Origin of the sequence: Haloarcula rara (assembly GCF_029338235.1) — an archaeon.
Classification (GTDB): Archaea; Halobacteriota; Halobacteria; order Halobacteriales; family Haloarculaceae; genus Haloarcula; species Haloarcula rara.
This window is the reverse complement of the sequence record NZ_CP119785.1, coordinates 719,919-745,464: the sequence shown is the minus strand read 5'-3', so window position 1 is coordinate 745,464 and position 25,546 is coordinate 719,919. Positions and strand designations below refer to the sequence as shown.

General features: G+C 67.5%; 33 protein-coding genes. 16 read left to right on the top strand and 17 right to left on the bottom strand.

Annotated features, from left to right (window positions below):
* Positions 1-22 precede the first annotated feature (22 nt).
* The 3 genes from P1K32_RS03975 to purH all read right to left on the bottom strand — a co-directional run bounded on the left by P1K32_RS03975 (position 23) and on the right by purH (position 3,328).
* Entirely contained in the window at positions 23-970 is a 948-nt protein-coding gene (locus P1K32_RS03975; RefSeq protein ID WP_276251418.1) for a formate/nitrite transporter family protein, read from the bottom strand.
* 48 nt (positions 971-1,018) lie between these two features.
* Positions 1,019-1,594, bottom strand: coding sequence for an HdeD family acid-resistance protein (locus tag P1K32_RS03970; RefSeq protein WP_276251417.1), 576 nt, complete (start codon positions 1,592-1,594; stop codon positions 1,019-1,021).
* Positions 1,595-1,747: 153 nt separating this feature from the next.
* Positions 1,748-3,328 carry a bifunctional phosphoribosylaminoimidazolecarboxamide formyltransferase/IMP cyclohydrolase gene (purH, locus tag P1K32_RS03965; RefSeq protein WP_276251416.1) on the bottom strand — a complete coding sequence of 527 codons (1,581 nt, stop codon included), beginning with the start codon at positions 3,326-3,328 and terminating at the stop codon, positions 1,748-1,750.
* Between the two features lie 383 nt (positions 3,329-3,711).
* On the opposite strand from purH, the gene P1K32_RS03960 reads away from it, so the two are divergent.
* From P1K32_RS03960 to purB, 3 genes are all read left to right on the top strand, one after another.
* A complete protein-coding gene (locus tag P1K32_RS03960; RefSeq protein ID WP_276251415.1) occupies positions 3,712-4,263 on the top strand; it encodes a hypothetical protein in 552 nt (183 codons plus the stop codon).
* Positions 4,264-4,410: 147 nt separating this feature from the next.
* Entirely contained in the window at positions 4,411-4,770 is a 360-nt protein-coding gene (locus P1K32_RS03955) for a DsrE family protein (protein WP_276251414.1), read from the top strand.
* Positions 4,771-4,812: 42 nt separating this feature from the next.
* The gene (gene purB / locus P1K32_RS03950; protein WP_276251413.1) at positions 4,813-6,204 is read left to right on the top strand and encodes an adenylosuccinate lyase; all 1,392 of its coding nucleotides are present in this window, start codon (positions 4,813-4,815) and stop codon (positions 6,202-6,204) included.
* Between the two features lie 9 nt (positions 6,205-6,213).
* Here purB and P1K32_RS03945 read toward each other — a convergent pair whose 3' ends face one another.
* Positions 6,214-6,438: a HalOD1 output domain-containing protein gene (locus tag P1K32_RS03945; protein WP_276251412.1), complete on the bottom strand. Its 225-nt coding sequence runs from the start codon at positions 6,436-6,438 to the stop codon at positions 6,214-6,216.
* Positions 6,439-6,528: 90 nt separating this feature from the next.
* Between P1K32_RS03945 and P1K32_RS17760 the strand changes: the two genes are divergently transcribed.
* The gene (locus tag P1K32_RS17760; protein ID WP_419181060.1) at positions 6,529-7,602 is read left to right on the top strand and encodes a phosphoribosyltransferase; all 1,074 of its coding nucleotides are present in this window, start codon (positions 6,529-6,531) and stop codon (positions 7,600-7,602) included.
* A gap of 20 nt (positions 7,603-7,622) precedes the next feature.
* On the opposite strand, the gene P1K32_RS03930 is transcribed toward P1K32_RS17760, so the two are convergent.
* Both P1K32_RS03930 and lysA read right to left on the bottom strand, forming a co-directional pair.
* On the bottom strand, positions 7,623-8,834 hold the full coding sequence (locus P1K32_RS03930) for a M20 family metallopeptidase (protein WP_276251411.1): 1,212 nt from the start codon (positions 8,832-8,834) through the stop codon (positions 7,623-7,625).
* Positions 8,831-10,066: a diaminopimelate decarboxylase gene (gene lysA, locus P1K32_RS03925; RefSeq protein WP_276251410.1), complete on the bottom strand. Its 1,236-nt coding sequence runs from the start codon at positions 10,064-10,066 to the stop codon at positions 8,831-8,833. Before lysA ends, P1K32_RS03930 begins: the two co-directional genes overlap by 4 nt.
* Before the next feature lie 129 nt (positions 10,067-10,195).
* Here lysA and P1K32_RS03920 point away from each other — a divergent pair, with 129 nt between their 5' ends.
* Positions 10,196-11,878 (top strand): histidine kinase N-terminal 7TM domain-containing protein, encoded by a 1,683-nt coding sequence (locus P1K32_RS03920; protein WP_276251409.1) that lies wholly within the window; start codon positions 10,196-10,198, stop codon positions 11,876-11,878.
* A gap of 105 nt (positions 11,879-11,983) precedes the next feature.
* Here the strand turns inward: P1K32_RS03920 and P1K32_RS03915 are convergent, their stop codons facing one another.
* Positions 11,984-12,385, bottom strand: coding sequence for a hypothetical protein (locus tag P1K32_RS03915; protein WP_276251408.1), 402 nt, complete (start codon positions 12,383-12,385; stop codon positions 11,984-11,986).
* On the opposite strand from P1K32_RS03915, the gene P1K32_RS03910 reads away from it, so the two are divergent.
* Together P1K32_RS03910 and P1K32_RS03905 are read left to right on the top strand one after the other, a co-directional pair.
* Positions 12,376-13,110, top strand: a complete 735-nt coding sequence (locus P1K32_RS03910; RefSeq protein WP_276251407.1) for a DUF8173 domain-containing protein — start codon at positions 12,376-12,378, stop codon at positions 13,108-13,110. The genes P1K32_RS03915 and P1K32_RS03910 overlap by 10 nt on opposite strands.
* A gap of 66 nt (positions 13,111-13,176) precedes the next feature.
* Positions 13,177-14,538, top strand: coding sequence for a protein kinase family protein (locus tag P1K32_RS03905; RefSeq protein ID WP_276251406.1), 1,362 nt, complete (start codon positions 13,177-13,179; stop codon positions 14,536-14,538).
* Between the two features lie 148 nt (positions 14,539-14,686).
* Here the strand turns inward: P1K32_RS03905 and P1K32_RS03900 are convergent, their stop codons facing one another.
* The 4 genes from P1K32_RS03900 to dapA all read right to left on the bottom strand — a co-directional run bounded on the left by P1K32_RS03900 (position 14,687) and on the right by dapA (position 17,497).
* Positions 14,687-15,517 carry a 2,3,4,5-tetrahydropyridine-2,6-dicarboxylate N-succinyltransferase gene (locus tag P1K32_RS03900; RefSeq protein WP_276251405.1) on the bottom strand — a complete coding sequence of 277 codons (831 nt, stop codon included), beginning with the start codon at positions 15,515-15,517 and terminating at the stop codon, positions 14,687-14,689.
* 101 nt (positions 15,518-15,618) lie between these two features.
* The gene (locus P1K32_RS03895) at positions 15,619-15,741 is read right to left on the bottom strand and encodes a hypothetical protein (RefSeq protein WP_276251404.1); all 123 of its coding nucleotides are present in this window, start codon (positions 15,739-15,741) and stop codon (positions 15,619-15,621) included.
* A 77-nt stretch (positions 15,742-15,818) separates the two neighbouring features.
* Positions 15,819-16,574, bottom strand: a complete 756-nt coding sequence (gene dapB / locus P1K32_RS03890) for a 4-hydroxy-tetrahydrodipicolinate reductase (protein ID WP_276251403.1) — start codon at positions 16,572-16,574, stop codon at positions 15,819-15,821.
* Entirely contained in the window at positions 16,571-17,497 is a 927-nt protein-coding gene (dapA, locus tag P1K32_RS03885; RefSeq protein ID WP_276251402.1) for a 4-hydroxy-tetrahydrodipicolinate synthase, read from the bottom strand. Before dapA ends, dapB begins: the two co-directional genes overlap by 4 nt.
* A gap of 301 nt (positions 17,498-17,798) precedes the next feature.
* Here dapA and P1K32_RS03880 point away from each other — a divergent pair, with 301 nt between their 5' ends.
* Positions 17,799-18,296 carry a LabA-like NYN domain-containing protein gene (locus tag P1K32_RS03880; RefSeq protein ID WP_276251401.1) on the top strand — a complete coding sequence of 166 codons (498 nt, stop codon included), beginning with the start codon at positions 17,799-17,801 and terminating at the stop codon, positions 18,294-18,296.
* Between the two features lie 42 nt (positions 18,297-18,338).
* Here P1K32_RS03880 and P1K32_RS03875 read toward each other — a convergent pair whose 3' ends face one another.
* On the bottom strand, positions 18,339-18,533 hold the full coding sequence (locus tag P1K32_RS03875; protein WP_276251400.1) for a DUF8178 family membrane protein: 195 nt from the start codon (positions 18,531-18,533) through the stop codon (positions 18,339-18,341).
* Between the two features lie 142 nt (positions 18,534-18,675).
* On the opposite strand from P1K32_RS03875, the gene P1K32_RS03870 reads away from it, so the two are divergent.
* Complete coding sequence (locus P1K32_RS03870; protein WP_276251399.1) at positions 18,676-19,137, top strand: PUA domain-containing protein; 462 nt, start codon at positions 18,676-18,678, stop codon at positions 19,135-19,137.
* A gap of 8 nt (positions 19,138-19,145) precedes the next feature.
* Positions 19,146-19,538 carry an Ig-like domain-containing protein gene (locus tag P1K32_RS03865; protein ID WP_276251398.1) on the top strand — a complete coding sequence of 131 codons (393 nt, stop codon included), beginning with the start codon at positions 19,146-19,148 and terminating at the stop codon, positions 19,536-19,538.
* 35 nt (positions 19,539-19,573) lie between these two features.
* Here the strand turns inward: P1K32_RS03865 and P1K32_RS03860 are convergent, their stop codons facing one another.
* Complete coding sequence (locus P1K32_RS03860; RefSeq protein WP_276251397.1) at positions 19,574-19,963, bottom strand: helix-turn-helix domain-containing protein; 390 nt, start codon at positions 19,961-19,963, stop codon at positions 19,574-19,576.
* A gap of 98 nt (positions 19,964-20,061) precedes the next feature.
* Between P1K32_RS03860 and P1K32_RS03855 the strand changes: the two genes are divergently transcribed.
* From P1K32_RS03855 to P1K32_RS03835, 5 genes are all read left to right on the top strand, one after another.
* Positions 20,062-20,655, top strand: a complete 594-nt coding sequence (locus P1K32_RS03855) for a DUF7509 family protein (protein WP_276251396.1) — start codon at positions 20,062-20,064, stop codon at positions 20,653-20,655.
* 43 nt (positions 20,656-20,698) lie between these two features.
* Positions 20,699-21,085 carry a nascent polypeptide-associated complex protein gene (locus P1K32_RS03850; protein ID WP_276251395.1) on the top strand — a complete coding sequence of 129 codons (387 nt, stop codon included), beginning with the start codon at positions 20,699-20,701 and terminating at the stop codon, positions 21,083-21,085.
* A gap of 1 nt (position 21,086) precedes the next feature.
* Positions 21,087-21,806: a methyltransferase domain-containing protein gene (locus P1K32_RS03845; protein WP_276251394.1), complete on the top strand. Its 720-nt coding sequence runs from the start codon at positions 21,087-21,089 to the stop codon at positions 21,804-21,806.
* Positions 21,807-22,003: 197 nt separating this feature from the next.
* Positions 22,004-22,207, top strand: coding sequence for a hypothetical protein (locus P1K32_RS03840; protein WP_220586734.1), 204 nt, complete (start codon positions 22,004-22,006; stop codon positions 22,205-22,207).
* A complete protein-coding gene (locus tag P1K32_RS03835; RefSeq protein WP_276251393.1) occupies positions 22,204-22,608 on the top strand; it encodes a hypothetical protein in 405 nt (134 codons plus the stop codon). The genes P1K32_RS03840 and P1K32_RS03835 overlap by 4 nt, the downstream gene beginning before the upstream one ends.
* Here P1K32_RS03835 and P1K32_RS03830 read toward each other — a convergent pair.
* The 3 genes from P1K32_RS03830 to P1K32_RS03820 all read right to left on the bottom strand — a co-directional run bounded on the left by P1K32_RS03830 (position 22,589) and on the right by P1K32_RS03820 (position 24,878).
* Positions 22,589-23,200 (bottom strand): DUF6517 family protein, encoded by a 612-nt coding sequence (locus P1K32_RS03830; protein ID WP_276251392.1) that lies wholly within the window; start codon positions 23,198-23,200, stop codon positions 22,589-22,591. The two genes, P1K32_RS03835 and P1K32_RS03830, sit on opposite strands and share 20 nt — an antisense overlap.
* A gap of 4 nt (positions 23,201-23,204) precedes the next feature.
* A complete protein-coding gene (locus P1K32_RS03825; RefSeq protein ID WP_276251391.1) occupies positions 23,205-23,528 on the bottom strand; it encodes a transcription factor S in 324 nt (107 codons plus the stop codon).
* A gap of 333 nt (positions 23,529-23,861) precedes the next feature.
* Entirely contained in the window at positions 23,862-24,878 is a 1,017-nt protein-coding gene (locus P1K32_RS03820) for a cell division protein CdpA domain-containing protein (RefSeq protein WP_276251390.1), read from the bottom strand.
* Between the two features lie 124 nt (positions 24,879-25,002).
* On the opposite strand from P1K32_RS03820, the gene P1K32_RS03815 reads away from it, so the two are divergent.
* A complete protein-coding gene (locus P1K32_RS03815) occupies positions 25,003-25,290 on the top strand; it encodes a DUF5789 family protein (protein ID WP_276251389.1) in 288 nt (95 codons plus the stop codon).
* Here the strand turns inward: P1K32_RS03815 and P1K32_RS03810 are convergent, their stop codons facing one another.
* Entirely contained in the window at positions 25,291-25,464 is a 174-nt protein-coding gene (locus P1K32_RS03810; RefSeq protein WP_276251388.1) for a hypothetical protein, read from the bottom strand.
* Between the last annotated feature and the right edge of the window lie 82 nt (positions 25,465-25,546).

The following is a 25,546-nucleotide window of genomic DNA, read 5'->3' as shown; positions in this document are numbered from 1 at the left end:
TCACCGCAAATGAGTTTGGACTTCATTCGCGGTCCTCCCGCTTGGGAACGTAGGACCGTTCGTCCCCGGCGACGCCACCCAGCAGCCACTCCCGGGCCGAGAGCTGTTTCACCTCGCTGACCCGGGCGGTCGCGACGCGGCGCTCGGTCGTCTGGAAGTAGTTGACGACGGTCACCAGCAGGACCCCGCCGATAGAGTTGCCCAGCAGGACCGGGACGACGAACTCCCAGACCCCGACCGCGAGCGCGAGGTCGCCCTCGAAGACGAGATACAGCATCTCCGTCCAGGAGACCACGACGTGATAGAGGTCCCCGATGGGTATCGCGAGGAATGCGACGTAGACCATGGCGATGCGGCCGATACCGTCCCGGAGCGAGTAGTCCACCCAGACGACGCCGGCGACGATGAGCCCGGCGACCACCGCTTTCATGAACAGCGTCCACCACGCCGTCTCGATGGCCTCCTCGGCAAAGCCCGACGCGGCGGTCGCCGACGCAGAGGAGAGCACGCCCGTCGCGGAGAGGGCCAGCGCACCCAGCGCGCCGCCGCCGAAGTTGCCCAGCAACACCAGCAGCCAGATGCGCCCCAGCGTTGGCAGGCTGGCGATGCGTTCGAGGACGAGCGTCACCGGCGGGAGCGTGTTCTCGGTGTACAGCTCGTAGTCGCCCAGAATGATGAAAACAAACCCCAGCGGGTACAGCAGCGCGCTCGCGACCGGGGCTCCGTCCGTTTTCGCCGTCAACGACGCATAGAGGAGGAACGTGACCGTGATAGCAAAGCCCGCGGCGAGGCCGCCGGCGACCAGTTTCCGGGGGCGGGCCGTGATCTCGTCGTCGGCCGCCACGACGATGCGCTGGAATATCTCGTTCGAGGAGAAGCGGTCCCGAATCGTGTGTCCACCGGTCGGAGCGCCGCTCTCGGAGCGGTCGCCGGGCTGCCGTCGGCGCTCCTGGCGGCCGGAGTCTGACATAAAGACGTATTCATAGGCTGACAGGATGGCTCTTTCGACCGCGAGGACCTAGCCCATCGTCTCGGTGGGCACTTCCGCGGCGGTCACGTCCCCCTCCGTGCGGCCGAGCATGGCCATCGAGACGCCGGTGACCAGCAGGTCCACGCCGAAGAGGACGCCGACGGCCCACAGCGCGGTGGCCGGGAACCCGACCAGCAGCATCCCCGCGAGCAGCAAGGAGATAGCGCCGCTGAGGCCGAGCCAGAGCCGGCTTCCCGCGCCGGTGACCGCCCAGCCGAGCTGGACGACGCCTTCGACCGCGAAGAAGGCGATGACCAGAACGGTCAGCGTCGTCAGCCCGAGCAGCGGGTTCGCGAGTATCGAGATACCGACGAGGCCGTAGACGACGCCCAGCAGGACCTGCCAGACAACGCTGCGCGCGCCGCTCGCCGAGAACGCGGCGGCCACGTGGACCAGCGCGCCGACGACCAGCGCTGCCCCGAGCAGAATCGAGAGAGCAAGTCCCGTGACAAACGGGGTAACCAGCGCGAGGAGTCCGAGTATCGCCAGGAGGAGACCGCCCAGGATACCACCCTGCTGTAACTGTGCCTGCATCGAATCGGTGGCTGATGATTCTGTTGCCATTGGGAACACTAGATGAACTGATGGGTGTCTGACCAGAAAAGCGTAGTCTCGGCTTGCGCGCTGGGTGCTACCGTTCCACAGTCAAAGTACGGGCCGTCACTGCCCATTTCGAGCCGTCTGAGGGCTGGTGGGCCGGCGTGGAGGTTCGGCCGCTCAGTCGTGTCTGAAAGACCGCTGACCGGTCATGACCATCGTGATATCGTGTTCGTCGGCGGCCTCGATGACGCTCTCGTCGTTCTTGGAGCCGCCGGGCTGGATGACGGCCTCGATGCCCGCCTTCGCGGCCTCCTCGATGCCGTCCGGGAACGGGAAGAACGCGTCGGAGGCCATCACAGCGCCCTCGGCGTCTTTGCCCTCGGCGTGTTCGTCGGCTTTCATCGCCGCGAGTCGGACGGCGTCGACGCGGGAGACCTGGCCCATGCCGATGCCGACCGTCTCGGTCTCCTTCGCGAAGAGGATGCCGTTCGACTTGACGTGTTTGAGGGTGTGCCACGCGAACAGCATCGAGTCGATTTGCTCGTCGGTGGGCTGGCGCTCGGTGACGACCTCCAGGTCCTCGGGGGTGAGATGCTGGGTATCCCGTTCCTGGACCAGGCAGCCCCCGACGAGGGGCTTCTCGGTGAGCGTGTCCGTCACCTCGAAGTTGTCGTTGACCTCCAGAACACGGAGGTTCTCCTTCTCGAAGAGCACGTCGAGCGCGGCGTCGGTGTAGCCGGGTGCGACGACGACCTCCTTGAACGAGTCGATTATCTGCTCGGCGGTGGCGGTGTCACACTCGCGGTTCAGGGCGACGATACCGCCAAAGGCGCTCATCGGGTCCGTCGAGAGCGCCTTGCCGTAGGCCTCCGCGACGGAGTCGGCGGTCGCACAGCCGGCCGGGTTGGTGTGTTTGATGACGGCAGCGGCGGGCTCGTCGAACTCCTTGATGAGGTTCAGCGCGCCGTCGGCGTCGTTGTAGTTGTTGTAGCTCAGGGCCTTCGCGCCCTCGTTGAGCTGGTCGGCGTGGACGACGCTCGCTTCGGAGACTGTCGTGTCAGCGTACAGCGCGGCGTCCTGGTGGGGGTTCTCCCCGTAGCGGAGGTCCGCGGCGCGGTCGTCCGAGACCAGTCGGCGAGCCGGGAACGAGCCGCCCGCGTCGCCCTCGACGTCGACGGTGCCCGACTCCCAGTCGATACTGATGCGGTCCTGTGCGAACCACTTGACCACTCTGGGGTAGGCCGTGAACTCGCCCTCGTAGAGGACGCGCTCTTTGAGGTCGTCCGTGTCGTCGCCCTCGAAGACCGGGATGGGCTCTTGCGTGACGATGGGGCCGCCGTCGACCGTCTCGTCGACGACGTGGACGGTGCAGCCGGTGACCTTGACGCCCGCCTCCAGGACCTGCTCGTGGGTGTCCATCCCCGGGAAGTTCGGGAGCAAGGAGGGGTGGACGTTCAGGGTGGTGGGCGTGCCCTCGATGAACGTCTCGCTCAGGATGCGCATGTACCCGTCCAGCGTCACCAACTCGAAGTCGTAGTCGGAGAGCGCGTCGAGGACTCGCTCCTCGTGGGCCTCGCGGGACTCGTCGTCGGCGCGCTCTACGACCTCGGTCGGGATGCCACGCTCTGCGGCCGCCTCAAGGACGGGCGCGTCGGCGTCGTTCGTCAGGACGACGGCGAACTCCGCGCCGCCCGGCGCGCGGTCGGCGATGTTCAGAAGGTTCCGGCCACGGTTGCTGGCCATACCGGCGAGTTTCATACCTCCATCCGGGCGGTCGGCGCGCAAAGTAGTTGCGAAACTCGCGCTAGGAACGGCCGCGACAGTTTATCGTGGAAACGACGACAGCGGCGATTGAGACAGCCAGAAAGCCCCGGACCGTTGGACTCCCGCGGTTCGCTGTCGTCCGAAAGGCGCTGCGCGCCTTTCGTGATCACGAGAGAGCGAAGCTCTCTCGAACGACGCTCCTCACTTCGTTGCGGCCCTTGCGTCACCGGGGTTCGTGCAACGGTCCGCCCCTTTCAGTCCCACCCATGCGGTTGGTCAATCAGCTACGAGCGGTTTCTGGCTATCACTCCCGACCAGAACCACACCCGTTGTTCCTCGTGCGGTGGTCCTTTGTAGTCCGGCGACCACTCGCCGGTATGTCGAAGCTTCGCTGTCAGCGCGCCGGGTTGGTCGCCGCCGTCGGTGGGCTCGTGTGGCTCGCGTGGGTCGTCGGGGCCGGGCTGCTCGGCCGCCAGCGCACACCCGTCCTGCTCGGGGTCGCAATTTCGACGCTGGGCATCGTCGTCGGTCACTACGCCATCGAGAGCTTCTACGGGGCGCGCATGAAGCGCCCGGGCACTGCGGGCGCCTGGGTCGGGGCACTCGGCGGCGTGGTCTTCGCCGTCGGACAGCTCGTCCGGGCGGCGACCGGTGGCGGCGACGTCATTATCGGTCTCGGCGTGCTCGCCCTGGTGAGTGGCTCCCTGCTGGTCAGCGTCGGACTGGTCCGGACCCGCATCCAGCCGCCGTGGCTGGGGGTCCTGCTGTTCGTCGGGACGCTCGCCTTCCTCGGGTTCAACGAGATATCGCCCTGGACCGCCGCCGTGTACGGCCTGGCCTGGGTCGCGCTGGGACAGGACCTCTACCGGTACGACCCGCCGGACGGCCGGTTCGGGGAGGCCAGGGGCGACTACGGCTGGCTGTCCTGATACTGCCGGCTGTAACAAACTGAAGGAATTCGCCACCCTTGGGTGGCGAATATCTGTACGAACTTACAGCCGGCAGTATGAGACGGATTGTCGTCGCCGGGACACACCGACCGGAGATATTTGGTCACTCAGTCGAGAAGAAGTCCCATGAGCAATCAACGCTCGATTCTGGTCCACGTCTCCACCGACGACATCGGCGAGTGGCAGATGGCGCTGCGGAACCTTGCGAACCTCGTCAACGACGACTCCGTCGAGACGCCGCCGGAGCTGATGGAGGTCGTCGTCAACGGCCCCGGCGTCCGATTTCTGCTGGAGAGCAGCCCCGAGGCCGACAAAGTGACGCGGATGGCGGAAGCCGGCGTCGAGATTGCCGCCTGCGCGAACTCGCTGGACCGCTTCGACCACGCCGCCCACGACCTCGCAGCGGGCGTCGGGACGGTCCGCTCCGGCGTCGCCGAGGTGGTGCGGGTCCAGCAGCGGGGCGACACCTACCTGAAACTCCCGTAGCGAGTCGACACGCTTTTTCGGGCCTCCGGCGGAGAGTCGGGTATGACCGACAGAGGGCCACTCGCCGCTGTCTCGCCGCTGGACGGCCGCTACGCCCGCTATACGGAGCCGCTCGTCCCGTACGCCAGCGAGCGGGCGCTCATGCGCGCCCGCGTCGAAGTCGAGGTGGAGTATCTCCTCGCGCTGGCCGACCTCGAGGCTACGCCGTTGACTATCGACGCGGACCAGCGAGCCGACCTTCGCGCGCTCTACGATGCGTTCGACGACGAGGACGCGACCGTCGTCAAGCAGCTAGAGACCGAGGGCTACGGCGACTACGCGGCCACGAACCACGACGTCAAAGCCATCGAGTACTTCATCCGGCTCGGGATGCCCGACGGGCTCGACGCCGACCACTGGATTCACTTCGGGCTGACCAGCGAGGACGTGAACAACCTCGCCCACCGGCTGCTGGTCAAGCCCGCCGCCGAGGACGTGCTGGTCCCCGAACTCCGCGAGATACGGGACACGCTCGTCGAGATGGCCCACGAGTACGGCGACGTGGCGATGCTGGCCCGGACCCACGGCCAGCCCGCAACGCCGACGACCTTCGGCAAGGAGACGGCGGTCTACGCCTCCCGGCTCGGGCAGGCCATCGCCCGCATCGAGCGCGCGGCCGAGGCCCTCTCGGGGAAACTCGCCGGTGCGTCGGGCACCTACGCGGCCCACCACGCCGCCTACCCCGACGTGGACTGGCCCGCCTTTGCCGACTCGTTCGTCGACTCGCTGGGGCTGGACCACGAGCCGCTGACGACGCAGGTCAACCCCTGTGACGACCTCGAAGTTCTCTTCGACGCGGTGCGGGGCGCGAACAACGTCCTGCTCGATATGGACCGTGACATGTGGCTCTACGTCTCGGACCGCTATCTGGGCCAGCGGACCGTCGAGGGCGAGACCGGCTCCTCGACGATGCCCCACAAGGTCAATCCCATCGACTTCGAGAACAGCGAGGGGAACCTTTCGAAGGCCAACTCGGACCTGGTCTTCCTTGGCGACTACGTCACCAACTCCCGGCTCCAGCGTGACCTCTCGGACTCGACGGTCAAGCGCAACATCGGTTCGGCCTTCGCCTACTCTCTTATCGCCTACAGCAAGTGCCAGAACGGCCTGGCGAAGGTCGTTCCCAACGAGCAGGTCATGCGCGAGGAGCTGGACGATACCCCGGAGATAATCGGCGAGGCGGTCCAGACCATTCTCCGGCGGGAGGGCCACGACGACGCCTACGAGCAAGTCAAGAAGGCGACGCGAGGGAAGGACGTGACCATCGAGGACTTCCGGGAGATGATCGCGGAACTGGACGTCAGCGAGGACGTGCGTTCCGAACTGGAGGCGCTGACGCCCGCGGGCTACACCGGGCTCGCGGCCGAGCTGGCCGACGGCATCGACGAGGCCTGAAACCGCGAATCACTCGCATAGCGGAGCGAGCGAGACCTCGCCTTCGCTGGTGACTGTCACCTCGTAGCCGTCGTACTCGAACGTGACGTGACCCGTCGTCTCCCGGAACAGCCGGTCCAGTGCGGCACCGTCGACCGCTTCGAACAGTGCCGGTTCGACCGCGGCAGGGTCGACGCCTTCAACACGGGCGACTGCCCTGACGACCTCGGTACTCACTGTGGCCTTATCATTCATGACATACCCTCGGTTAGTTTCGGGTTAGTGTGTACTCCCCATCTGTTTGGGGGTTCGCAAGACCGTGCCAGGAACACAACCGGCTTCGCCGTGCTCGTCCCGTCGGTGTACGCCCAGGGTATCGTGCTGGACCCCTGGCTCATGCTCGGCGCCCGATTCGTCCAGGGTATCGCCGTCGCGCTCGTCTTTGCCCCGTCGCTCGCGCTGGCCGGTGACCTGGCCGGCGAACGGGGCTCGGGCACGACGCTGTCAGTTCTCACGATGGCTTTCGGTCTCGGCGTCGCCGCTGGGCCGCTGGCCTCCGGCGTCCTCTACAACCTCGGGGGCTTCTCGATGCCTTTCACCGTCGGCGCGGTGCTGGCACTCGCCGCGCTCGGACTGACCTACTGGGAGGTCGAAGAGACCCTCTCGGTCACGCGGAGTCGGCGACGGCCACGACGCAGGACTGACACACGGGCTCGTCACGGGCGCTCGCCGGATGTCTCCGGGAACCGTACGCCCCTGTACCGAGGGGTTAAGTTCGGGACTATCCTACTATCTGATATGTTCACAGACCGAACGGACGCCGGTGAACAGCTAGCTGCAGCGGTCCGTCGGTCGGACATCGAGGTCGACATCGTCCTGGGGATTCCCCGCGGCGGGCTCCCGGTCGCCCGCCCCGTCGCCGACGCGCTCGACGTTCCCCTCGACGTCGTCGTCGCGAGCAAAGTGGGCGCGCCGGGCAACCCCGAGCTGGCGGTCGCGGCCGTCGCCGACGACGGGACGACCTGGCGCAACGACTCGCTCATCGGGAAACTCGACCTGACGACCGGGTATCTGGAAGACGAAATCGAACACGAACAGCGGGCCGCCCGGCAGAAGCGCGAGCGCTACCGCGAGGGCCGCCCGCCGCTTTCCCTGACTGGCAAGCACGTCCTCGTCGTCGACGACGGACTCGCCACGGGCGCGACCATGTTCGCCTGCGTCGAGCGTGTCCGGGAGGCCGGCGCCGCGAGCGTCGCCGCCGCGGTCCCCGTCGGGTCGCCCCGGACAGCCGACCAGCTGGAGCGCACGGTCGACCACCTCGAGATACTGGAGCGGCCCCGGAGCTTCAGGGCCGTCGGACAGTTCTTCCGGGACTTCTCGCAGGTCTCCGACGAGGAAGCGATGGCGCTGCTTGACTGAGCCGCAGTGCCACGCCCCTTCTAGACGAGGCGCTCGACGGTCTCCCGCACGGCGCGGGCGGCGGCGCGGACCTCGGAGAGCCGGACGTACTCGCGTTTCGAGTGGGCAACTGCCCCGACGTCGTCCGAGAGCACCCCCGGACCGAAGACCACCGTCGGCCCGTGGTCGGCGAAGTAGGAGGCCTCCGTCGCGGCCTCGAAGGGACGAACGGCACCGCCGCTTGCCTCACGGAGCGTCCGAACCAGCTCGGCGTCGCGGTCAGTCGCGAAGGCGTCCGGAAACGGCGTGTCGGGCCGGATGAGCGCCACCTCGACCGACATGGATTCAGGGAGCCACTCCGCGAGATGTCCTTCCAGTGCCTCGGGGAACTCGTCGCTGGTCTCGGGCGGCACCGAGCGGCGGTCAAAGGTAATGACGCATTCGGCCGGTATCTGGTTGGTCGCCTCGCCGCCCTCGACCATCGACGGGGTCAGGATGGGGCGACCCAGCGTCTCGTGATTCTCCGGGCCCGCCGTGTCGCGCGGTTCCTCACCGTCACCGCGAGACCGTTCCGAGGCGCTTCGCGCCTCGCGCTCGTCATAGCTTTCCATGGCCTGCAGGATGGGCGCCGCGGCTCTGATGGCGTTAGCGCCGCTCCCGGGGTCCGCGGCGTGCCCGCTCTCGCCGCGAATCGTCACTGTCCCCTCGAACTGGCCCTTGGCGGCGGTACAGACGTCCAGTCCCGTGGGCTCGCCGACGATGTAGCCCTCGGCGTCGAGACGCTCGGCGAGGTGGGCGCCCCCGGTCTGGGCGGTCTCCTCGTCGATAGAGACGGCCAGCGTCACCGCTCCCTCGGCCGGTTCGACGGTGAGGAAGGCGTCGACTAGGCTGGCGAGTGGGCCCTTCGCGTCACACGCGCCGCGGCCACAGACGACGTCGCCGGTGAGGCCGCCACCGGTGCCGGTTATTTCCTCGTCACCGGGGGGGTCCTCCCGCCGTTCGTACGGCAGATGCGGCGGCACGGTGTCGATGTGGGTGTTCAGGACGAGGTGAGTGCCCTCTATGGCCGCCGCGTCGTCTGGGTCGGCCGCGCCCGTCGTGGCGACGACGTTGCCCAGTTCGTCGACGGTCGGGTCGGCACCCGCTCGGTCCAGCGTCGCCACGAGCAGGTCCCGCATCGGGCCCACGTCGGCCGTCGAGTCGGTCTCGACGGCCTCGCGGTGAAAGTCGACCGGGTCGAAACCGACGTTCATCGCTCCATGCGGGTCACGTCGGCCAGCGTCTCGCGGTCACGGACGACACGGGTCTCGCCGCCCTCGATAGCGACCTCCGCGGGCCGGGGCTGGGAGTGGAACTGGTTTGCGAGCTCGTAGCCGTAGGCGCCGGCGTTGCCGATGGCCAGCAGGTCCTCGCGCTCTGGCCTGGCAATGGGCCGGTCGGTACAGAACACGTCGGCGCTGGTACAGCACGGTCCGCCGACGGAGACCGGCTCGGTCTCGCGGTCGGGCGCTGAGACGTTCCTGATGGGGTGGTACGAGCCGAACATCGCGGGGCGGATGAGCGTCGCCAGCGAGGCGTCGACACCGACGACGGTCGCCGCCGGAGCCTCCTTGATAGTGTTGACTTCGGTCAGAATCAGTTCGGCGTCCGCGACGACGTAGCGGCCCGGTTCGAGCTTGATTTGTGCGTCCAGCTCGCCGACGGCCTCGCGAACTTTCTCACCGACGATTTGCATGTCGAGTGGCTCCTCGTCCTCGCGGTAGGGAACGCCGAAGCCGCCCCCGAAGTCCACGAAGTCCAGTGGCGTCACTTCGCGCTCGACGCGCCGGCCCATATCCGCGACTTTCCCGATGGCGCGGCAGTGGTCGTCCAGGTCGTCGTGCAACACGCCGCTGCCGGCGTGGGCGTGGATACCGACGAGGTCGAACCGGTCGGCCACGTCTGTGGCGACCTCGAGGACCTGCTCGTAGGGGATGCCGAACTTGGCGTCCTTCCCCGTCGCGACTTTCTCGTGGTGGCCAGTCCCGATGCCGGGGTTGATGCGGATGGCGACCCGGCCGTCGTAGTCCCGCTCCTCGAGGCGGTCGAAGGTGTCGCGGGCGCCGCCGGTGATTGTGAGGCCGGGGTTTTCTTCGGCCAGTTCGACCGCGTAGTCGAGGTCGGCGTCGGGCGGGTTCACGGCGGTGTACTGGAGCGTGTTCGGGTCTGCGCCCGCCTGGACGGCCCGCTGTAGTTCGCCCGCGGCGGCACACTCGATGTCGGCACCAGTCTCCAGCAGTTTCGAGAGCACGGCGCGGCCGGTGTGGGCCTTCGCGGCGTACATCACGTGCGCGTCGGGGAAGACCGACGCGAACCGGTCGTAGTTCTGTGCGACCCGGTCCAGGTCGACGACATACAGCGGCGTCCCGTGGTCGGCCGCCAGCCGACCGAGGCGGTCGTGGTCCCAGTCCGCGAGGCGACGGACCGGCGGCGAGTCCTGACTCATTGCCCGAACAACGGCGACGGCGGCTAACAAGCGTTGTGTTCTGGCGGTCACTGCGGGAGCACCAGCCGTTGCCCTTTCTGCCGTATTCTTTATTGCAGGATAGACGAACGCTTTATTCGATACGCCTGAATGCCGGTCGACCCACAGTTCGTCGGGCTGTTGCAGATACTGCTGGGAGTGGTGTCGCTGTTCTTCCTGAAGCCGGCCTACGACAACCGCGACAGGGCCGGGAGCTGGAGCTTCGCCGTCCTCTGTGTCGGTATCGGGGTCTACGGCCTCAGTGCCGGCCTCGACTGGTTCGTCTCCGGCTACGCCGGCTCGCATTTCGTCTTCAGCTTCCGGTCGCTGGGCGGCGTTCTCATCACGACGGCGTGGCTGTTGCTCGCGCTTTCGGTGACAGACCGGGTCCCGGTCACGCGGCGGCTCGGGGCGACGTTCGCCGGCTACGTCGTCGCGACACAGCTTTTCTTCTGGACGGACCCGCTCCACCACCTCGTCGTCGCCCCCGGCTCGACGATGGACGGCGCCAACTTCGACCCGACTATCGGCGTCGGACTGTGGGCGATTCTGGGCGTCGGCTATCTCTGGACGTTCGTGGGGACCGGTCTCCTCGCGACGGACGCCCTCCGGTCGACCGGAATCCGACGCCGACAGCGATTCGTCCTCTCGCTGGCTATCGTCCCGACGCTGCTGGGGAGTCTCGCGACCGTCTCGGGTGTGACCGTCTACGACTACACGCCGCTTGGGTACGCGCTGACCGCGACGATGTTCGCGTGGGCGCTGTTCAGCGGCCGGTTTCTCGACCTCACGCCGGTCGCGCGCCGCACCGCGCTGGGCGAGATGTCCGACGCCGTGGTGACACTCGACGACGGGAACCGCGTCGTCGACTGCAACCGCCGCGCCCGCGAGCTGTTCGACGCCGCCGACGACTACACCGGCAAATCGGCCGCCGACTTTTTCCCCTCGGTCGTGGGCGAAATCGACGCGTTCGACGACCTCGTCGACACGGAGACGGAGATAAGGATACGTCCGGACGACCGCGAGCGACACTTCAGCCTCTCCGTCTCGCCGGTGACCCGGCGCGGGCAGCGCGGCCGCGTCGTCGTCCTGCGTGACATCACCGACCGGAAGCGCCGCGAGCAGGAGCTCGAACGGCAGAACGAGCGGCTGGACCGCTTTGCCAGCATGGTCGGCCACGACCTGCGGAACCCGCTGACCGTCGCCGCCGGCCAGCTCGCACTCGCCGAGGGGAAATGCGAGTCCGACGCGGTCCGCGAGCACATCGAGGCGGTCGGCCGGTCACACGAGCGGATGGACGCGATGGTCGAGGACCTGCTGACGCTGGCCCGGTCCGGTCAGCGCGTCGAGGAGACGGAGCCGGTCGAGCTGGCGGCGCTCGCCGCGGAGGCCTGGACCCACGCCGAGGTCGAGGGCTGTGAGCTCGACGTCGCCGTCTCGGACGACGCGACCATCGCGGCTGACTCCGACCGACTGCTGCACGTCTTCGAGAACTGTTTTCGCAACGCCGCCGACCACAACGACGCGTCGGTGACCGTCGGCGTCGGGGTGCTCGGAGAGACCGGCGACGGCCTGCTCGGCTTCTTCGTCGAGGACGACGGCGAGGGGATTCCAGCCGACGAGCGCGACCGTGTGTTCGACCACGGGTACACGACCGGGGAGCCCGGGACGGGGCTCGGTCTCTTCATCGTCAAAGACATCCTCGACGCCCACGACTGGGACGTCCGTGTGACCGAGGGGAGCGACGGCGGCGCACGGTTCGAGGTGACGGGCGTCGAACCCGGTGACGGGTAGGGCCCCGGTGGCCCTGGTGACTGGCGGTAGCGACCACCCGCGGGCTCGTCGCTGGGCGCACGGGTAAGCTACTAGTATACCAGGAGACGTGGAACCTGCTTGTGACTAACTAACAGGTGGCCACAGCAACTGTCGGTCATGTTCACCGTTTCCTTGCGCCGCCTCGGGGTCACGCTCGCCGCCGTGGTGGTTCTGGCTGGCGTCGCTGGCGTCGCCAGCGCCCAGTCGTTCCAGGGGGCCGGCGAAACCGTGGTCGTCGGACCCGACGAGACATACGACAGTGTCGAGGGCGTCGCCGGGACGGTCATCGTCCGTGGGACCGTACGAAACGACGTCTCGGCGGCAGCCGGGTCGGTACACGTCACCGAGAGCGGGACCGTCGGGGGCGATGTCGCGGCCGCCGCGGGCACCGTCCGCATCGACGGGCCCGTCGACGTCGACGCCGCCGGGGGGTCCGTCATCGTCGGCCCGACGGGGAGCGTCGGGGGGACCTCGACGTGGGCGCATCGTACTTCGAGCTCAACGGCACCGTCGACGGGAACGTCCGAGCGGGGGCCGAGTCCGTCGTCCTGGGATCCAGTGCGACGGTCGGTGGCTCCGTCCGGTACGACGCCGAGTCGTTCGTCAGGGCACCGGGCGCTACTGTCGAGGGGAGCGTCGTCCAGGACGAACGCCTCGGCGAGACCGTCGGGCCCGACCTGGCCGTCCCAGGCTGGCTCGGGGCGCTGTACGGCCTGCTCGCGAACTTCCTGCTGGGGGTCATCCTGCTCGCCGTCTTCCCGGCGTTCTCCACCCGCGTCGCCGACGGCGTCGCGGACCGCCCGGCCCGCTCGGCCGGGGTCGGACTGTTGACAGTGTTCGTGGTGCCGCTGCTCCTGGTCCTGGTTGCACTCACTATCGTCGGTATCCCGCTCTCGCTGGTCGGTGCCGTCGGCTTCGCCGCCCTGGTGTGGGCCGCCATCGTCTACGGCCAGTACGCGCTCGGCGTGTGGGTGCTGTCGTTCACCGACCGCGACAGCCGCTGGCTCGCGCTGGTCGTCGGGCTCGTCGGCGTCACGGTCCTCGGTGCGGTGCCGGTGCTGGGGGCCCTGCTGGACCTCGCGGTGTTTCTGCTGGGGCTGGGCGCGCTCGTGCTCGCCCTCCGGGGCGCGTACGAGCGGCGCGGCGAGGAGCCCGCCGGCGGCCGCCAGACCACCCTCGACGAGGTGACCGGCGACACCAGTGCTGCCTGACCCACCCAAACCTATTTTTGCTCCAACAATCGACTCTTCCCACGAAGAGGGCGACCCAGAACTGTCATGCAATCGGAGGTCCCACGACGCCCGCCGCTGGAGCTCGTCAAGCAGGGGAGCCTCTGGGTCGTCGAGGACTACCGGAAGGGGTCACGGACGGGGGAGACCTACGCCACCCACGACTCCCAGCTTTCGGCCATGCGCTACGCGAAATCGAAGATGGAGGCCGACCGCCACCCGTGTATCGTCCGCTGGGACTCCCCGCGCAGCGTCGGCGCACTCTACTGGAACCCGCTGTTCGAGACGCTCGAGGTCCGTCGTGACGAACTCGTCGGCGGGTGGACCGTCGTCCCAGCGGGCGGGACCTGTGCGATGACGGTCGCACCCTCCCGCGAGGACGCAGCCGATCGCGCCAAGAAGCTCCAGCGGCTCTATGATTTCAAACACCTCCGCGTCTACGACGGCCGCGGCGAGGAGTACGAGGAGCGGGACCACCGCTTTCTGCGCCACGACATCACCCGCTCCGGCGTGCGGTTCGACCCCGACGCCGTCGCCGAAGTCCCCGAACCCGAGCAGCCGGACGAACCGGACGCCGGGACGACGGCTTCGAAATCGGCCGACGAGCCCGCAGGTCCCTCCGACGTGGGCATGGTCGGCCCGGCAAGCCCGGGTCAGCTCGGGGCCTCCGTCCCCGACGTGACCCAGGTGGAGTTCACCGACACCGACGGCGCCGTCCACCGCTACTCGACGCCGTGGCACGGTGGCACCGAGGCCCAGATAATCACCGTCTCACGCAAGTACGCGACCGACGAGGGCGTTCCTGCAGCCTTCGCCGAGGCGTTCGAACGCTGGCGAGCCAACGATGACGGTCCCCACGTCGCCACGGTACACGAGTCCGGCACCGACCCGACTTCCTGGGTCGCCTACCGTGTCGGCGACCACTCGCTCGCCGACATCGGCACGGAGCTGCCGGCCCGCTCCCGGCTCGAAGTGCTGGGCGATATCGCGGACGCGGCCGCCGCCGTGGGCGGGCCGTCGACACCGCTCTGTGGCCTCTCGCCGGAGAACGTCCACCTCATGGAGGCCGAGGGCGACCGACGGGCGACGGTCGCCAACTGGGGTATCGAGTGGGCCGTCCGAGACGCGGTCGGGCTCTCCCACGACGGCCCCTTCCTCGCGCCCGAACAGCGCGAGGGCCGCCTGTCCGTGACCACCGACGTCTACCAGCTCGGTGCGCTTTCCTATTGGCTCTGCTGTGAGCAGCGGCCACCAGAGACCCCGACGCCCCAGCCCAGCGAGATACCACGGCCGATACAGAGCGTCTCTTCGCGGGTCAAACCACACCTCGCGCAGGCGCTCGCGGCCGACCCCGACGAGCGGTTCAGCTCCGTCGAGGCGTTCTATCGAGCGCTGGTAGACGCTGCATAGCGAGACATCGAACACCGTGAGATGTCTCGGATGGCGAGCGGGGAGGAACGACCCGCGAGCCGGGGAAAGCGAGACGACTCGCAGTGCTCTGCGGTTCCCTTCGGTCACCGCGTCGCTTTCGAGACGACTCGCGGTGCTCGTCGTCTCGCTAGTCCCGAAGCGCGTCTTCTCGCTCCGTGGCTTCCAGCGTCTCCTCCTCGACGTCGCTCGCCACGACAGCGGGCTTGTAGGCGCCGCCGGGGATGAGGTCGTGGTCGCCGACAGAGGAGTCGACAAAGCGCTGGAACGCCCGGCGCTCCGGCGGCAGTTCGCCGTATATGACCTCCTCCTCGACGAGGTCGTAGACCGGGATGCGCGGCGTCAGGAGCGTGTTCTCGCCGACGACAGAGCCCTCGCCGACGACGAAGCCGCTGGTGACGCGACAGCCCGCGCCAAGCGAGACGTCGTCTTCGACGATGACGGGGGCGTTCTCGACCGGCTCGAGGACGCCGCCGATGAGCGTGTTCGCGCCGAGCTTGACGTTCTCGCCGATCTGCGCACAGGAGCCGACGGTGTCACAGGAGTCGATGAGCGTGCCGTCGCCGACGTGGGCCCCGATGTTGACGAAGGAGGGCGACATCATGATGCAGTCCTCGCCCAGGTAGGCCCCGCGGCGGATGGTCGTTCCGTCGGGGGTGTTACGGGTGCCACGGTCGGCGAGGTCGTCAGTCTCCCGGAGCGGCAGTACGTCGTGGTACTGGACGCCGCCGTACCCGCGAGCGACGGTCTCTCGGAGGCCGAAGTTCAGCAGGATACCCTGCTTGACCCAGGCGTTTGCTTCCCACTCGTCGCCGACCTTCTCGGCGGCCCGGACCTCTCCGGCTTCCAGTGCCGTCAGAAACTCCTCCAGTACCGCGAGATGCTCGTCTGTGGCGTCGGTCGCCGTCAGTCCGTCCTGTTTGCGTGCCCAGAGGTCGCCGATGTCTGCTTCGAGGCTCATACGCAGTCGGTTGCGACTCAGGGGGCTTACCTATCGGGGTTTTGCGCCGGCGGTCCGGCGGCCCCCTTCACTCGTTCCGGAGTTCCGGGGGCGACGGCTGTTCAGTCGGCGCCCTGGCCGGGGATGTAGCCGCAGTCGGTGCAGTGTGTGACTGTGCGTGCCGGTGTGAACTCGCCGGCGCAGTGCGGACATCTCGATGCGGGTCGTCGGTGCGTGGTTACCATACCTGTCGCTGGGCAGTCAGCGAGTATAAGGCTGTGCGTTATATTGAGAAGAGTATATTAGGACGATGTGGGTTGTTCTAGGTGGAATCGACGACCGCGCCGAACTCGTACTGGCCGGCCTCGCGACCGGAGAGCCACGCAGCGGCGTCGAGCGCCCCGGCGGCGAAGACGGCGCGGTCCTCAGCGTGGTGCGAGAGCGACAGCACCTCGTCGTTGCCCGCGAGGATGAGCTCGTGTTCGCCGCGGATGTCGCCGGCGCGGCGGGCGAAGACGCCGATTTCGTCGTCGTCGCGAGGGGCGTGACCTTCGCGGCCGTACACCGGTTCCACGTCGCGCTCTTCCTGGACGACTTCGAGCAGGGTCTTGGCGGTGCCGGAGGGGGCGTCGACCTTGCCGTTGTGGTGGCTCTCCATCAGTTCGAGGTCGTAGTCGTCGAGCGCTCGCACCGCCTCCCGGACCGTGCGCTGGAGCACCTGGATACCACGCGAGAAGTTCGTCGCCTTCAGCAGCGGGACCGACTCGCTGGCCGCCTCGAGGTCGGCCAGCCCGGCGTCGGAAAAGCCCGTGGTCCCGACGACGAGGCCGACGCCGGCCTCGACACAGGCCTCGGCCAGGGGCAGCGTCGACTCGGGGATAGAGAAGTCGACGACCACGTCCACGTCGTGCTCGGTGAGGGCGCCGGCCACGTCCTCGGCGACGACCGGGACACCGTCGACCTCGCCCGCCTCGACGTCGAAGCCGACGACGACCTCGAGGTCGTCGCGGTCGGCCGCGGTCTCGATAACCGTCTGTCCCATGCGACCCGCCGCACCGTTTACGGCAATCCGTGTCATCGCTCTACCTCCGCGTAGGCGTCCTCTAAGTCCTCCGTTTCGAGGTCGTCGAGCACGTCACGCAGGTCCTCGAGATATTCCTCACCGAGCCTGGACAGGGGCTGGCGAAGGTGGGCCGGGCCGTAGCCCCGAATCCGCATCGCCTCCTTGACCGGGATGGGGTTGGTCTCGACGAACAGCTCACGGAAGAGCGGCCCGAGTTCGTGGTGGATGGCCCGCGCCCGCTCGAAGTCGCCGGCCAGCCCCGCACCGACCATCGCGCAGGTGCGCTCGGGCTCGACGTTGGCAGCCACGGAGATACAGCCCGCGGCCCCGACCGACAGCATCGAGAGGGTCATGCCGTCGTCGCCCGAAAGCACCGCAAAGTCCTCTTCTCGCGTGCGCTCGATGATTTCGGATATCTGATTCATGTCGCCGCTTGCGGCCTTGTACGCCTGGATGTTCTCGTGGCTCGCCAGTTCGACTGCGGTGTCGGGCTCGATGTTCTGCCCGGTACGGGAGGGGACGTTGTAGACGATTTGGGGGCAGTCAACCGCGTCGGCGATGGTCTCGTAGTGGTCGACCAGCCCGCGCTGTTCGGGCTTGTTGTAGTACGGCGAAATCAGGAGTAGCGCGTCGGCGCCGGCGTCGGCGGCCCGCCGGGAGAGCGAGAGCGCCTCGCGGGTATTGTTCGAGCCCGTGCCGGCGATGACGGGGACGTCGTCGACGGCGTCGATGACGGCCTCGACGACCTCGATGTGTTCGTCGTGGGTCATCGTCGCCGATTCGCCGGTCGAGCCGGCCGGGACCAGCCCGTCGACGCCGGCGGCCTCCAGCCGCTGGGCGTCACGCCTGAGTGTCTCGAAGTCGATACTGCGCTCGTCGTCGTCGTGGAACGGCGTACACATCGCGGGGTAGACGCCGTGGAAGTCGGGTGCTGTCATTGCTGAGTGGTGTGGTGTCGCTGTGGGATTAGTCGTCCGGTCTGTCTGCCAGAAGAGCGACCCTCGACGGGTTTGCCACGCCCGCCGAGAGTCAGCGACCCTCGACGGGTTTGCCACGCCCGCCGCGAGTCAGAAACTACCGCTTGCGTTTGCGTTTCGGGACGACGCCGTCGCCGCTGGATACCGGGCGTGCCGTTTCCTGGCGTCGTCGCATATTCGTGTGGCCGTCCGTGAGCGACTTATCCTTTTTGCTCTCCGCGAACCCCGAAAACCTATCCGGGTTCGGGTGGGAAATCACCGTATGACTGTCTCTCACTCGGGACAACGCGTGGCCGTCCTGGCCGACGCGCAGAACCTCTATCACACAGCCCGGAGTCTCTACACGCGTAATATCGACTACTCCGAACTGCTCGAGGCGGCCGTCGACGGCCGCGAACTCACCCGCGCTATCGCCTACGTCATCCGCGCCGACTCCCCGGAAGAGGAGAGCTTCTTCGACGCGCTCACTGACATCGGATTCGAGACCCGTATCAAGGACATCAAAACGTTCCAGGACGGCTCCCAGAAGGCCGACTGGGACGTGGGGATGAGCCTCGATGCGGTCACACTGGCGAAACACAACGACGCTATCGTGCTGTGTACCGGCGACGGTGACTTCGCCCGCGTCTGTCGGTACGTCCGACACGAGGGGTGTCGCATCGAAGCGATGGGGTTCGAGGAGTCCTCCTCTGAAGACCTCAAATCCGCCGTCGACGGGTTCGTCGACCTGAGCGAGGAACCCGACAAATTCCTTCTGTAGCGGTCGCTCACGGAGGTAAGCCAGCGAATAGAAACTCAGTTTTCAGACCGCGCGGCCGTCTTCAGACGTGCCGACCAGCAAGGCGCCGGCGGCCAGGCCCAGCGACGCGACGCCGGCTATGACGCCGGCCACGGTGGTCGAGATACCGATATCGAACGGGCCCGATACGAGAATCAGCACCGAGCTGACGACCAGCAACGCGGCGCCCGCATACACTTTCCGCTTGTCTGTAGCCATTGTAGGGGTGTCTAGCGTGCCATCCGGTATAAATTTCCCCAAACGCGGCGGAAATTATGCGAGGGAGTCACACGCACTGATCACTGTGGCCGGCTGGCCGCGGACCGAAAACGGGTTACCCACACGGGCGCCACCACAGGCAATGAGCGACAGCGAGCTCCGTGGCCTCCGTCGCGGGGCCGACTACCAGTTCGGTCGGGGTGCCGGCGCGGCCCTGCTGGAAGACGCCGTCGAGGTCACACACACCAGTTCGGGACGGCCCCGACAGGTCCACGCTGACGACGGCCGCATCGCCACCTACGCCACCGACGGCCGCTTCGTCCTCGGACTGGCCGGTGGCCGACGCCTGCTTGAGGCCTTCGACGCCCCCGCTCACCGGGTCGTCGTGGGCGACGAGAGCGAGCCGTTCGTCCGCGAGGGCCGCAACACCTTCGCGAAGTTCGTAAAGCAGGCCGACCCGTCGATTCGGCCCGGCGACGAGACGCTGGTCGTCCACGAGAACGGCGACCTGCTCGCGGTCGGCCGCGCGGAACTCCCCGGGAGGGGGATGGCCGACTTCGAGACCGGGATGGCTGTGAAAGTGCGCCAGGGGACCGATAGCTGACCGTCGCTATGCGCCGTCGGTCCCTTCTGGCCGGGCTCGCGGTCTCGACTGCCGGGCTCGCCGGCTGTGGCGGTGAGTCCTCGAACACGGTCACGCCCGACCCCGACGACCCGGTGCTTCTCGTCGTCACCAACGAGCAGGCCGCCAGGGCGACGGTACAACTGACCGTCGCCCGCGACGACGGCTCGACAGTCCTCGACGAATCCGTGACCCTCGACGCCGGCGCCACCCGAGAGTTCGACCCCGGTATCGACCGGCCGGGCCAGTACGAACTCACGGCGGCTATCGAGGACGGACTCCGCAGAACCATTACGCTCAACGTCGAGGCGGGCGACATCCGCGACGGGTCGAACTACGAGGTCATCCTCCGGGACAACAGCGTCCAGGTGACGTGGGCGTGAAAGCTGGTGGGGAGTGCAGTGACCCAGCGGTGTAACTACGCGTATGCGTCCGTGAACTCCTGTTCGCGGCGCAGTAGCTCTTCGACGCCGTGGTCCAGCAACGCCTCCCCCAGCGCCGTCGCCCGGTAGTACGAGTACAGCCCCTCGCTGTCTCGCTCGTTGCGCTTGCGGTTCTCGACGAGGCCCACGTCGACCAGCGTATCGAGGTGGTGATGCAGCGTGTTCCCACGCACGTCCAGGGCCTCCCGCAACTCCTTGGCGCTCATCGCGCCGTCGCGCTTGAGCCGGTAGAGGACCCGGAATCGGGTCTCGTTGCCGACAGCCCGCTGCATCGCCATGTACTCCTCGAACGTGAGGATGCTCCGCTCGGGGAGGAGGTCCGCCGGTTCCGCCGGCCCGGTCTCCTCTCTCGTGGTGGTGCCCATCTCGGTTTATTCTAGTACGCCACCCGGCTTAATAGTTGCTGAGTCAGTTAACACTGAGTATAGCCTATATTTATATACAGTCCCTGTGTGGCCCCGGTATGCGCGCCCGAATCAAGTCCTCGCTCGGGTCCGTTCCGTACAGTGATTTCCTCGTCTACCTGATGGGGCCGTACACCACATTCGACGTGGCCGACCTCGTACCCGACGACGTCGATCCGGACTCCGTCTCCCTGCCCGCGGTGTCCGCGTCAGACGATGATCTCGACGCGATGATGGGGACACTCCGTTCGATACAGGGCTCATTGCGGGCCGACCCCGGCGTCAACGCGTTCCTCGCGGTTGAGCCGGAGATTCCGCTGGATGAGATGGACGCCGCGAGCCAGAGCATCGCTTTCGCCCGCGCGAGCAACGCGACCCTGTTCGTAGTCCCCGCGATGGGCGACAAGCTGGGGGTCGGGATGGAAGTGGGGTCGGTGCTAGAAGACCTGGACGAGGATGGCCGCGAGCGGGTGATGTTCGCCCACGAAGACGCCGTCTCCAGTGCGATGATACGGTCAATCAGCCAGCGCTGGGACGCCCGCGTCGTCAGCTACGAAGACCAGTCCGAACTGCTGGACGAAATCAGGCAGTTCGTCGCCGACCTGATGAACCGCGAGCTGTACGGGGATCTGCCGCGAAAGACGGGCGAATAGGCGACCCGGTGGGCTTTTTTATCCAGAACGCGCAGCCTCGGGTATGTTCGGAGGCGGCGGCGGGATGAACCCGCGCAAGATGAAGCAGATGATGGAACAGATGGGTATCGATATGGCGGATATCGATGCCGAGGAAGTGATTATCCGGACCCCAGAGGAGGAGCTCGTCTTCACGGACGCGGAGGTCCAGCTGATGGAGGCCCAGGGGCAGAAGACCTACCAGGTCGTCGGTGACCCCGAGACCCGCGAGCGCGGCGAGGGCGCGAGCGCTGGCGGCGCGGTCGAAGACGACGCCAGCGACGACAGCGGTGTCGACGAGGACGACGTCGAAATCGTCGCGATGCGGACCGGTGTCGACGAGGACACCGCCCGCGAGGCCCTGGAAGCCAACGACGGCGACCTGGCGGACGCGGTCGACGAGCTGGAGTAGCGTGTATCTGTTCGTCCACGAGGACCGCGAATACCTCCTCTCGCCTGGCGAGCGCTTCGAGTCCGACCTCGGTATCCTCGAAGTGCCCGAGGACGTGACGCCCGGCGACGTCGTCGAGACGCATCTGGGCAATGGCTTCACCGTCCGGCGGCTCCGCGGCCCGGACCTCTTTGCCCATCTGGAGCGCACCGGCGCGCCGATGATGCCCCGCGACGTGGGGCTGGTCGTGGGCAAGACCGGCGTCGCCGCGGGCGACCGCGTGCTCGATGCGGGGACCGGAACCGGCATCCTCAGCGCCTACATGGGCCGGATGGGAGCCGACGTGACGACCTACGAGATCGACCCCGACTTCGCCGATGTCGCGCGTACCAACATGGAGATAGCGGGCGTCACCGACAGCGTGGAGGTCAGGACCGGCGACGTGACCGACGACCTCGACGAGTTGTCGGGCTTCGACGTAGTGACACTGGACACCGAAGACGCCCCGACCGTCGTCGAGCGCACCCCGACACTGCTCTCCCGTGGCGGCTCGCTGGCCGTCTACTCCCCGTTCGTCGAGAACACTCGCGAGGTCGTCGCTGCGGCCCGCGAGGTCGGCCTGGACGGGATCGAGACGCTCGACACCATCCAGCGGGAGATGGACTTCGACGACCGTGGCTCCCGGCCCTCGACCGGCGGCGTCGGCCACACCGGGTATCTGACGTTCGCGAGAAGGCCATAGCGAGGCTTTCGGGATCGCAGCGACCGAAAGCCTCGAACGCGACGCGGTGACCGCAGGGAACCGCGGAGCAGCGGTTGTGGTCCTCGACCGCAGGAAATTCCTCGACGAGGTCGGTAGCGAACCGTTCGGGCGCGCGGCGACACATCGGTTTCCGCGAGCCGTGGTTTCAAGCCCCAGTGCTCCCAAGAGGCGTCTGCATGAGCGACGCCCCAGACGAGACGACGACGTGGCCCGAACTCGCCATCGGGTTGTACGACCGACTGACCGGCCGCAACGCCGAGATAACGTACGAGTTCGAGGACATGGAGGTCGACGTCCCGAGCACCACGGGCGAGGACCCCGAGTACGCCTACTGGCGTATCGACGGCACGCTCACCGTCAAGGCCCGCGAGAAGGAGTGACGACGACATCGACCGGACAGCACGGCGACCCGCCAGCGACCCTCGCGGAGCTGTTGGACGACCTCGAAGGCCGGCCCGCCCTGTCGGTCGAGGCCGATCTGGACGTCGAGCTAGACGGCCACCCGGCGAGTGTCGTGGGGTACGACGACCTCGTGGCGCTGGACCTGCCCTCTGTCCCCGCTGCTGTCTCGCTGTGGCGCAACCGCCCGATCGACGTGATGGACGCGGCAGCGCTGCTCTCGTCTGTGGGCCTGACTGCCGAACTCCGGGTCCGTGGGGTCCCGGTCGCTCGTCTCGGCGACGACGCCGTCCCCAGCGGCCTCGCCCGTCGGCTCGGGCTGGGGCCGGTCGAACTGGTCCCCGAGGGGACGCTGCTGGCGCTCACTCGACGGCGCGGATGAGCTCGAGCAGTTCGTCGCGGTAGGCAGCCGGCGACCGGGTCAGCGACTCGTCGGGGTCGTCGAGGTCGAGAATCTCCCCGACCGGCCGGTCCGGATAGGCACCCGCGGCGATGCGGAACCCGTCGGCGTGCCAGACGCCGACCCAGCCGGTGACCGACAGCGTGGTCCCGAGCGACGGCAGCGGAAGGTCAGCCGTGTAGCTTCGCAGGTGCAGTTTGTCGCCGCTGTCGGCCCGAATCCGCTCCTTTCGCCCCCGGGAGACGTCCTCGAAGCCACGCTCGCGTAGTTCCTCCGCGAAGGCCGATTGGGCTTCCGAGCGGACCGTCGGCAGTACCAGCATCGGACCGATGCCGGGCGCCAGCGCCGGCCGAAAGGTTAGCGCCGTCGCGAAGAAGAACCGCCACTGGTGGTCGAGCCCCGCGGCCGACTCGGCGACCTCGCGCGTTCGCACGTCGTCGTAGAGACTGGTCGCGCCAACGACCGTCGCAGTGCTGAGTCGGAAGACGGTCTCGACGCGCTCGTCGGTCAGTTCCCAGCCACCGCGTGCCAACTGCGTCTCGGGGACGTCCGGTTCGGCGGCGTCGGGAGCCACGACCCTAGTGGTCGTCCTCCCGCCACTTGTGCTCGCACTCGGTGCAGGTGAAAAAGCGCGTCTCGGACTCGTCTGCGGCCCGAATCTGTTTCATCTCGTAGAACGCCCGGTCGTTGCCGCACTCCGGACAGCGCGCGCCCGTGGTCGGCCCCATATCCTGTGGGTCGACCTCGGAGGTGTCGACGACCTCCGAGGACTCCTGGCCCTGGGTCGTGACCGCTTTCTTCTCTGTCTCGGCGTCACGTGCTTTCTCGTAGCCACAGGTACCACAGACCCACATATCGTCTTCTGTCTTCATCATCGAGCCGCAGTCGTCGCAGAATTCCATTGTTGTACGCAGTATACCACGGGTCTGTGTTAAACGCCCGGGTTCCTCGTCGTAGACGGAGCTGTCAGCGGAGTGGGAAACCAGACCAAAAGCGCCGTGAACAGTCAGAAAGCCCCCGGACGCTCGGCTACTGCGACTCGCTTCGCGCTTCCTTCGCTCACTTCGTTCGCTCAGTTCAGTGCTTACTTCGTCTCGTACGCCGAGCGTCCGGCCCCTTTCAGTCCCGCCCGGTCGGCTGGCCGGGGCTTTCTGGCTGTAGTACACGCACTCGTTCGATGCTGCTGGCGGTACGTTCCGGCTGTACGCAGTTACTTAGAAACCCTCGACCCACTCCTAGCCGTTGTCGACCCAGGCGGAGCAGGCGTCCATATCGTCCAGCGTCTCCTCGTGGAACGAGCAGTAGGGGGCGACGTCGTCGCCGTCCATCACGTACTGGAAGTGCCGGCAGTTGCCACAGTAGCTGTCGGGTTCCCCGCGGTGGACCGCCGTCTCGGTGATGGGGTCCTGGCCGGTCGCGGTCGTGGTGCCGCCGTCGGTGGAGGGGGAGGCCTCCGGACCGGCGTTGGCCAGTTTGGGGTCGAGCTCGTGTTCGGTCGGGCCACGCGGTGCGCTTTTTTCGGGTCGTTGTGGGGTGGACTTGGACTGGGTAGTGGTATGTGACTGCTGGGTGGTGGGGTCAGGCCCGGAGCGGGCCTGGCCCATGACCTCGCTGCCGTCGGTGTGCTGGGTCGCCCCGCCGTCGCTGGTGGTCGTCCCGCGGCGGTTGGTCTGGGTTGCGACGTCGCCGTCGGGGTCTCGACCGAAGAAGCCGATACCACCGAGGCCGGGAAGCGAGCGGGACTCCTCGACAAGCTCGATTGTCCCCTCCTCGGTGACCTTCATCCGGGCGGTTCCGCCCGGGTCATTGCGGGTCTTGAACGTCGCCAGCGCGGCGAACAGACACCAGAACGTCGTCAGCACGCCGGTGAAGTAGACGGTGCTGGCACCCAGCGCGAGCAGCGGGGCGTCGGCCATCCAGCTGTAGGGGTAGAGCCGCTGGAACGCGACGACACCGACCAGTGCGACGCCGGCGCCGCCGACTGCGGCCAGCCGGGTCCGGGGCCCTGCGGGGAGCACGGCGAAGATGCCGAGCACGACCGCCGGCAGCCCGACACCGGCGACGATGCCGGCGATCTCCCGGGCGGCGTAGTCGCCCAGTCCCAGGGTCGTCCCGAGACTGGTGGTCGCCAGCGCGATGGCGGCCACGAGCCCCGCCGCACCGGCCAGGAACAACCCGGTCCCAACGAGTTGCTGGCGCCGCGTCGCCACGCGGCCGACCTCCCCCTCGTACACATCGCTCAAACTGGTCATAGCGGTACTAGAGCGGCGTTCCTCAAAACTCCCCGTCAGACACTCGCAAGACAGGCGTGCGCGCGAGCGAGTGCGGTTCGGCCGTTCCGAAAGCACTAATCGGGCAGGCAGCCAGAGTTCGGGTATGAGCGACGACGACACCGAGGAAGAACAGGAACCCGCCGTCGAACTCGGCGAGGGACCGGACGTCGAGGGCGCCCCGCTCTCGCGGGTGACCGCGCGGCTCACGTGGGGCATCGAGCACAGCACCGTCGTCGACCGGGAGGGCGACACCACCATCCGGACGCCGGACGGGCCACAGGAACTGGCCGCGGTGCTGGACGAGGTCGACGAGACGTACTTCGCGGACCGACACGAGTTCGAGGCCGCGGTGCGCGAGGTCGTCGGCACCGGCCCGGTCCCGACCGAGTAACTACCGCATCGACTCTAAGGCGACGACCGTATCGGAGATGAGCCACGCCTGGTCGTTCTCCGGCGATTCGATGCTGAGCGCACAGAACGAGTCCGCCCCGTCGTCGACGGTGATGTGGTAGGCCTCGCTCCGTAGCTCGGCTGTGGGGGGTGTATCTTGGGGCTGTGAGGGCACGTTCTGTGCCAACAGGCTCGGACGGTTAAACCAGTCGATTCGGTAGATAGCAGGCCTGAAACGTTGAATTAAAGGCGAAATT

Bases quoted from the DNA above. Each gene is read 5' to 3' on its own strand.
- P1K32_RS03975 (WP_276251418.1), bottom strand. From the start codon at position 970: ATGTCAGACTCCGGCCGCCAGGAGCGCCGACGGCAGCCCGGCGACCGC.
- P1K32_RS03970 (WP_276251417.1), bottom strand. From the start codon at position 1,594: ATGGCAACAGAATCATCAGCCACCGATTCGATGCAGGCACAGTTACAG.
- purH (WP_276251416.1), bottom strand. From the start codon at position 3,328: ATGAAACTCGCCGGTATGGCCAGCAACCGTGGCCGGAACCTTCTGAAC.
- P1K32_RS03960 (WP_276251415.1), top strand. From the start codon at position 3,712: ATGTCGAAGCTTCGCTGTCAGCGCGCCGGGTTGGTCGCCGCCGTCGGT.
- P1K32_RS03955 (WP_276251414.1), top strand. From the start codon at position 4,411: ATGAGCAATCAACGCTCGATTCTGGTCCACGTCTCCACCGACGACATC.
- purB (WP_276251413.1), top strand. From the start codon at position 4,813: ATGACCGACAGAGGGCCACTCGCCGCTGTCTCGCCGCTGGACGGCCGC.
- P1K32_RS03945 (WP_276251412.1), bottom strand. From the start codon at position 6,438: ATGAATGATAAGGCCACAGTGAGTACCGAGGTCGTCAGGGCAGTCGCC.
- P1K32_RS03930 (WP_276251411.1), bottom strand. From the start codon at position 8,834: ATGAACGTCGGTTTCGACCCGGTCGACTTTCACCGCGAGGCCGTCGAG.
- lysA (WP_276251410.1), bottom strand. From the start codon at position 10,066: ATGAGTCAGGACTCGCCGCCGGTCCGTCGCCTCGCGGACTGGGACCAC.
- P1K32_RS03920 (WP_276251409.1), top strand. From the start codon at position 10,196: ATGCCGGTCGACCCACAGTTCGTCGGGCTGTTGCAGATACTGCTGGGA.
- P1K32_RS03915 (WP_276251408.1), bottom strand. From the start codon at position 12,385: ATGCGCCCACGTCGAGGTCCCCCCGACGCTCCCCGTCGGGCCGACGAT.
- P1K32_RS03905 (WP_276251406.1), top strand. From the start codon at position 13,177: ATGCAATCGGAGGTCCCACGACGCCCGCCGCTGGAGCTCGTCAAGCAG.
- P1K32_RS03900 (WP_276251405.1), bottom strand. From the start codon at position 15,517: ATGAGCCTCGAAGCAGACATCGGCGACCTCTGGGCACGCAAACAGGAC.
- P1K32_RS03895 (WP_276251404.1), bottom strand. From the start codon at position 15,741: ATGGTAACCACGCACCGACGACCCGCATCGAGATGTCCGCACTGCGCC.
- dapB (WP_276251403.1), bottom strand. From the start codon at position 16,574: ATGACACGGATTGCCGTAAACGGTGCGGCGGGTCGCATGGGACAGACG.
- dapA (WP_276251402.1), bottom strand. From the start codon at position 17,497: ATGACAGCACCCGACTTCCACGGCGTCTACCCCGCGATGTGTACGCCG.
- P1K32_RS03880 (WP_276251401.1), top strand. From the start codon at position 17,799: ATGACTGTCTCTCACTCGGGACAACGCGTGGCCGTCCTGGCCGACGCG.
- P1K32_RS03875 (WP_276251400.1), bottom strand. From the start codon at position 18,533: ATGGCTACAGACAAGCGGAAAGTGTATGCGGGCGCCGCGTTGCTGGTC.
- P1K32_RS03870 (WP_276251399.1), top strand. From the start codon at position 18,676: ATGAGCGACAGCGAGCTCCGTGGCCTCCGTCGCGGGGCCGACTACCAG.
- P1K32_RS03865 (WP_276251398.1), top strand. From the start codon at position 19,146: ATGCGCCGTCGGTCCCTTCTGGCCGGGCTCGCGGTCTCGACTGCCGGG.
- P1K32_RS03860 (WP_276251397.1), bottom strand. From the start codon at position 19,963: ATGGGCACCACCACGAGAGAGGAGACCGGGCCGGCGGAACCGGCGGAC.
- P1K32_RS03855 (WP_276251396.1), top strand. From the start codon at position 20,062: ATGCGCGCCCGAATCAAGTCCTCGCTCGGGTCCGTTCCGTACAGTGAT.
- P1K32_RS03850 (WP_276251395.1), top strand. From the start codon at position 20,699: ATGTTCGGAGGCGGCGGCGGGATGAACCCGCGCAAGATGAAGCAGATG.
- P1K32_RS03840 (WP_220586734.1), top strand. From the start codon at position 22,004: ATGAGCGACGCCCCAGACGAGACGACGACGTGGCCCGAACTCGCCATC.
- P1K32_RS03825 (WP_276251391.1), bottom strand. From the start codon at position 23,528: ATGGAATTCTGCGACGACTGCGGCTCGATGATGAAGACAGAAGACGAT.
- P1K32_RS03820 (WP_276251390.1), bottom strand. From the start codon at position 24,878: ATGACCAGTTTGAGCGATGTGTACGAGGGGGAGGTCGGCCGCGTGGCG.
- P1K32_RS03815 (WP_276251389.1), top strand. From the start codon at position 25,003: ATGAGCGACGACGACACCGAGGAAGAACAGGAACCCGCCGTCGAACTC.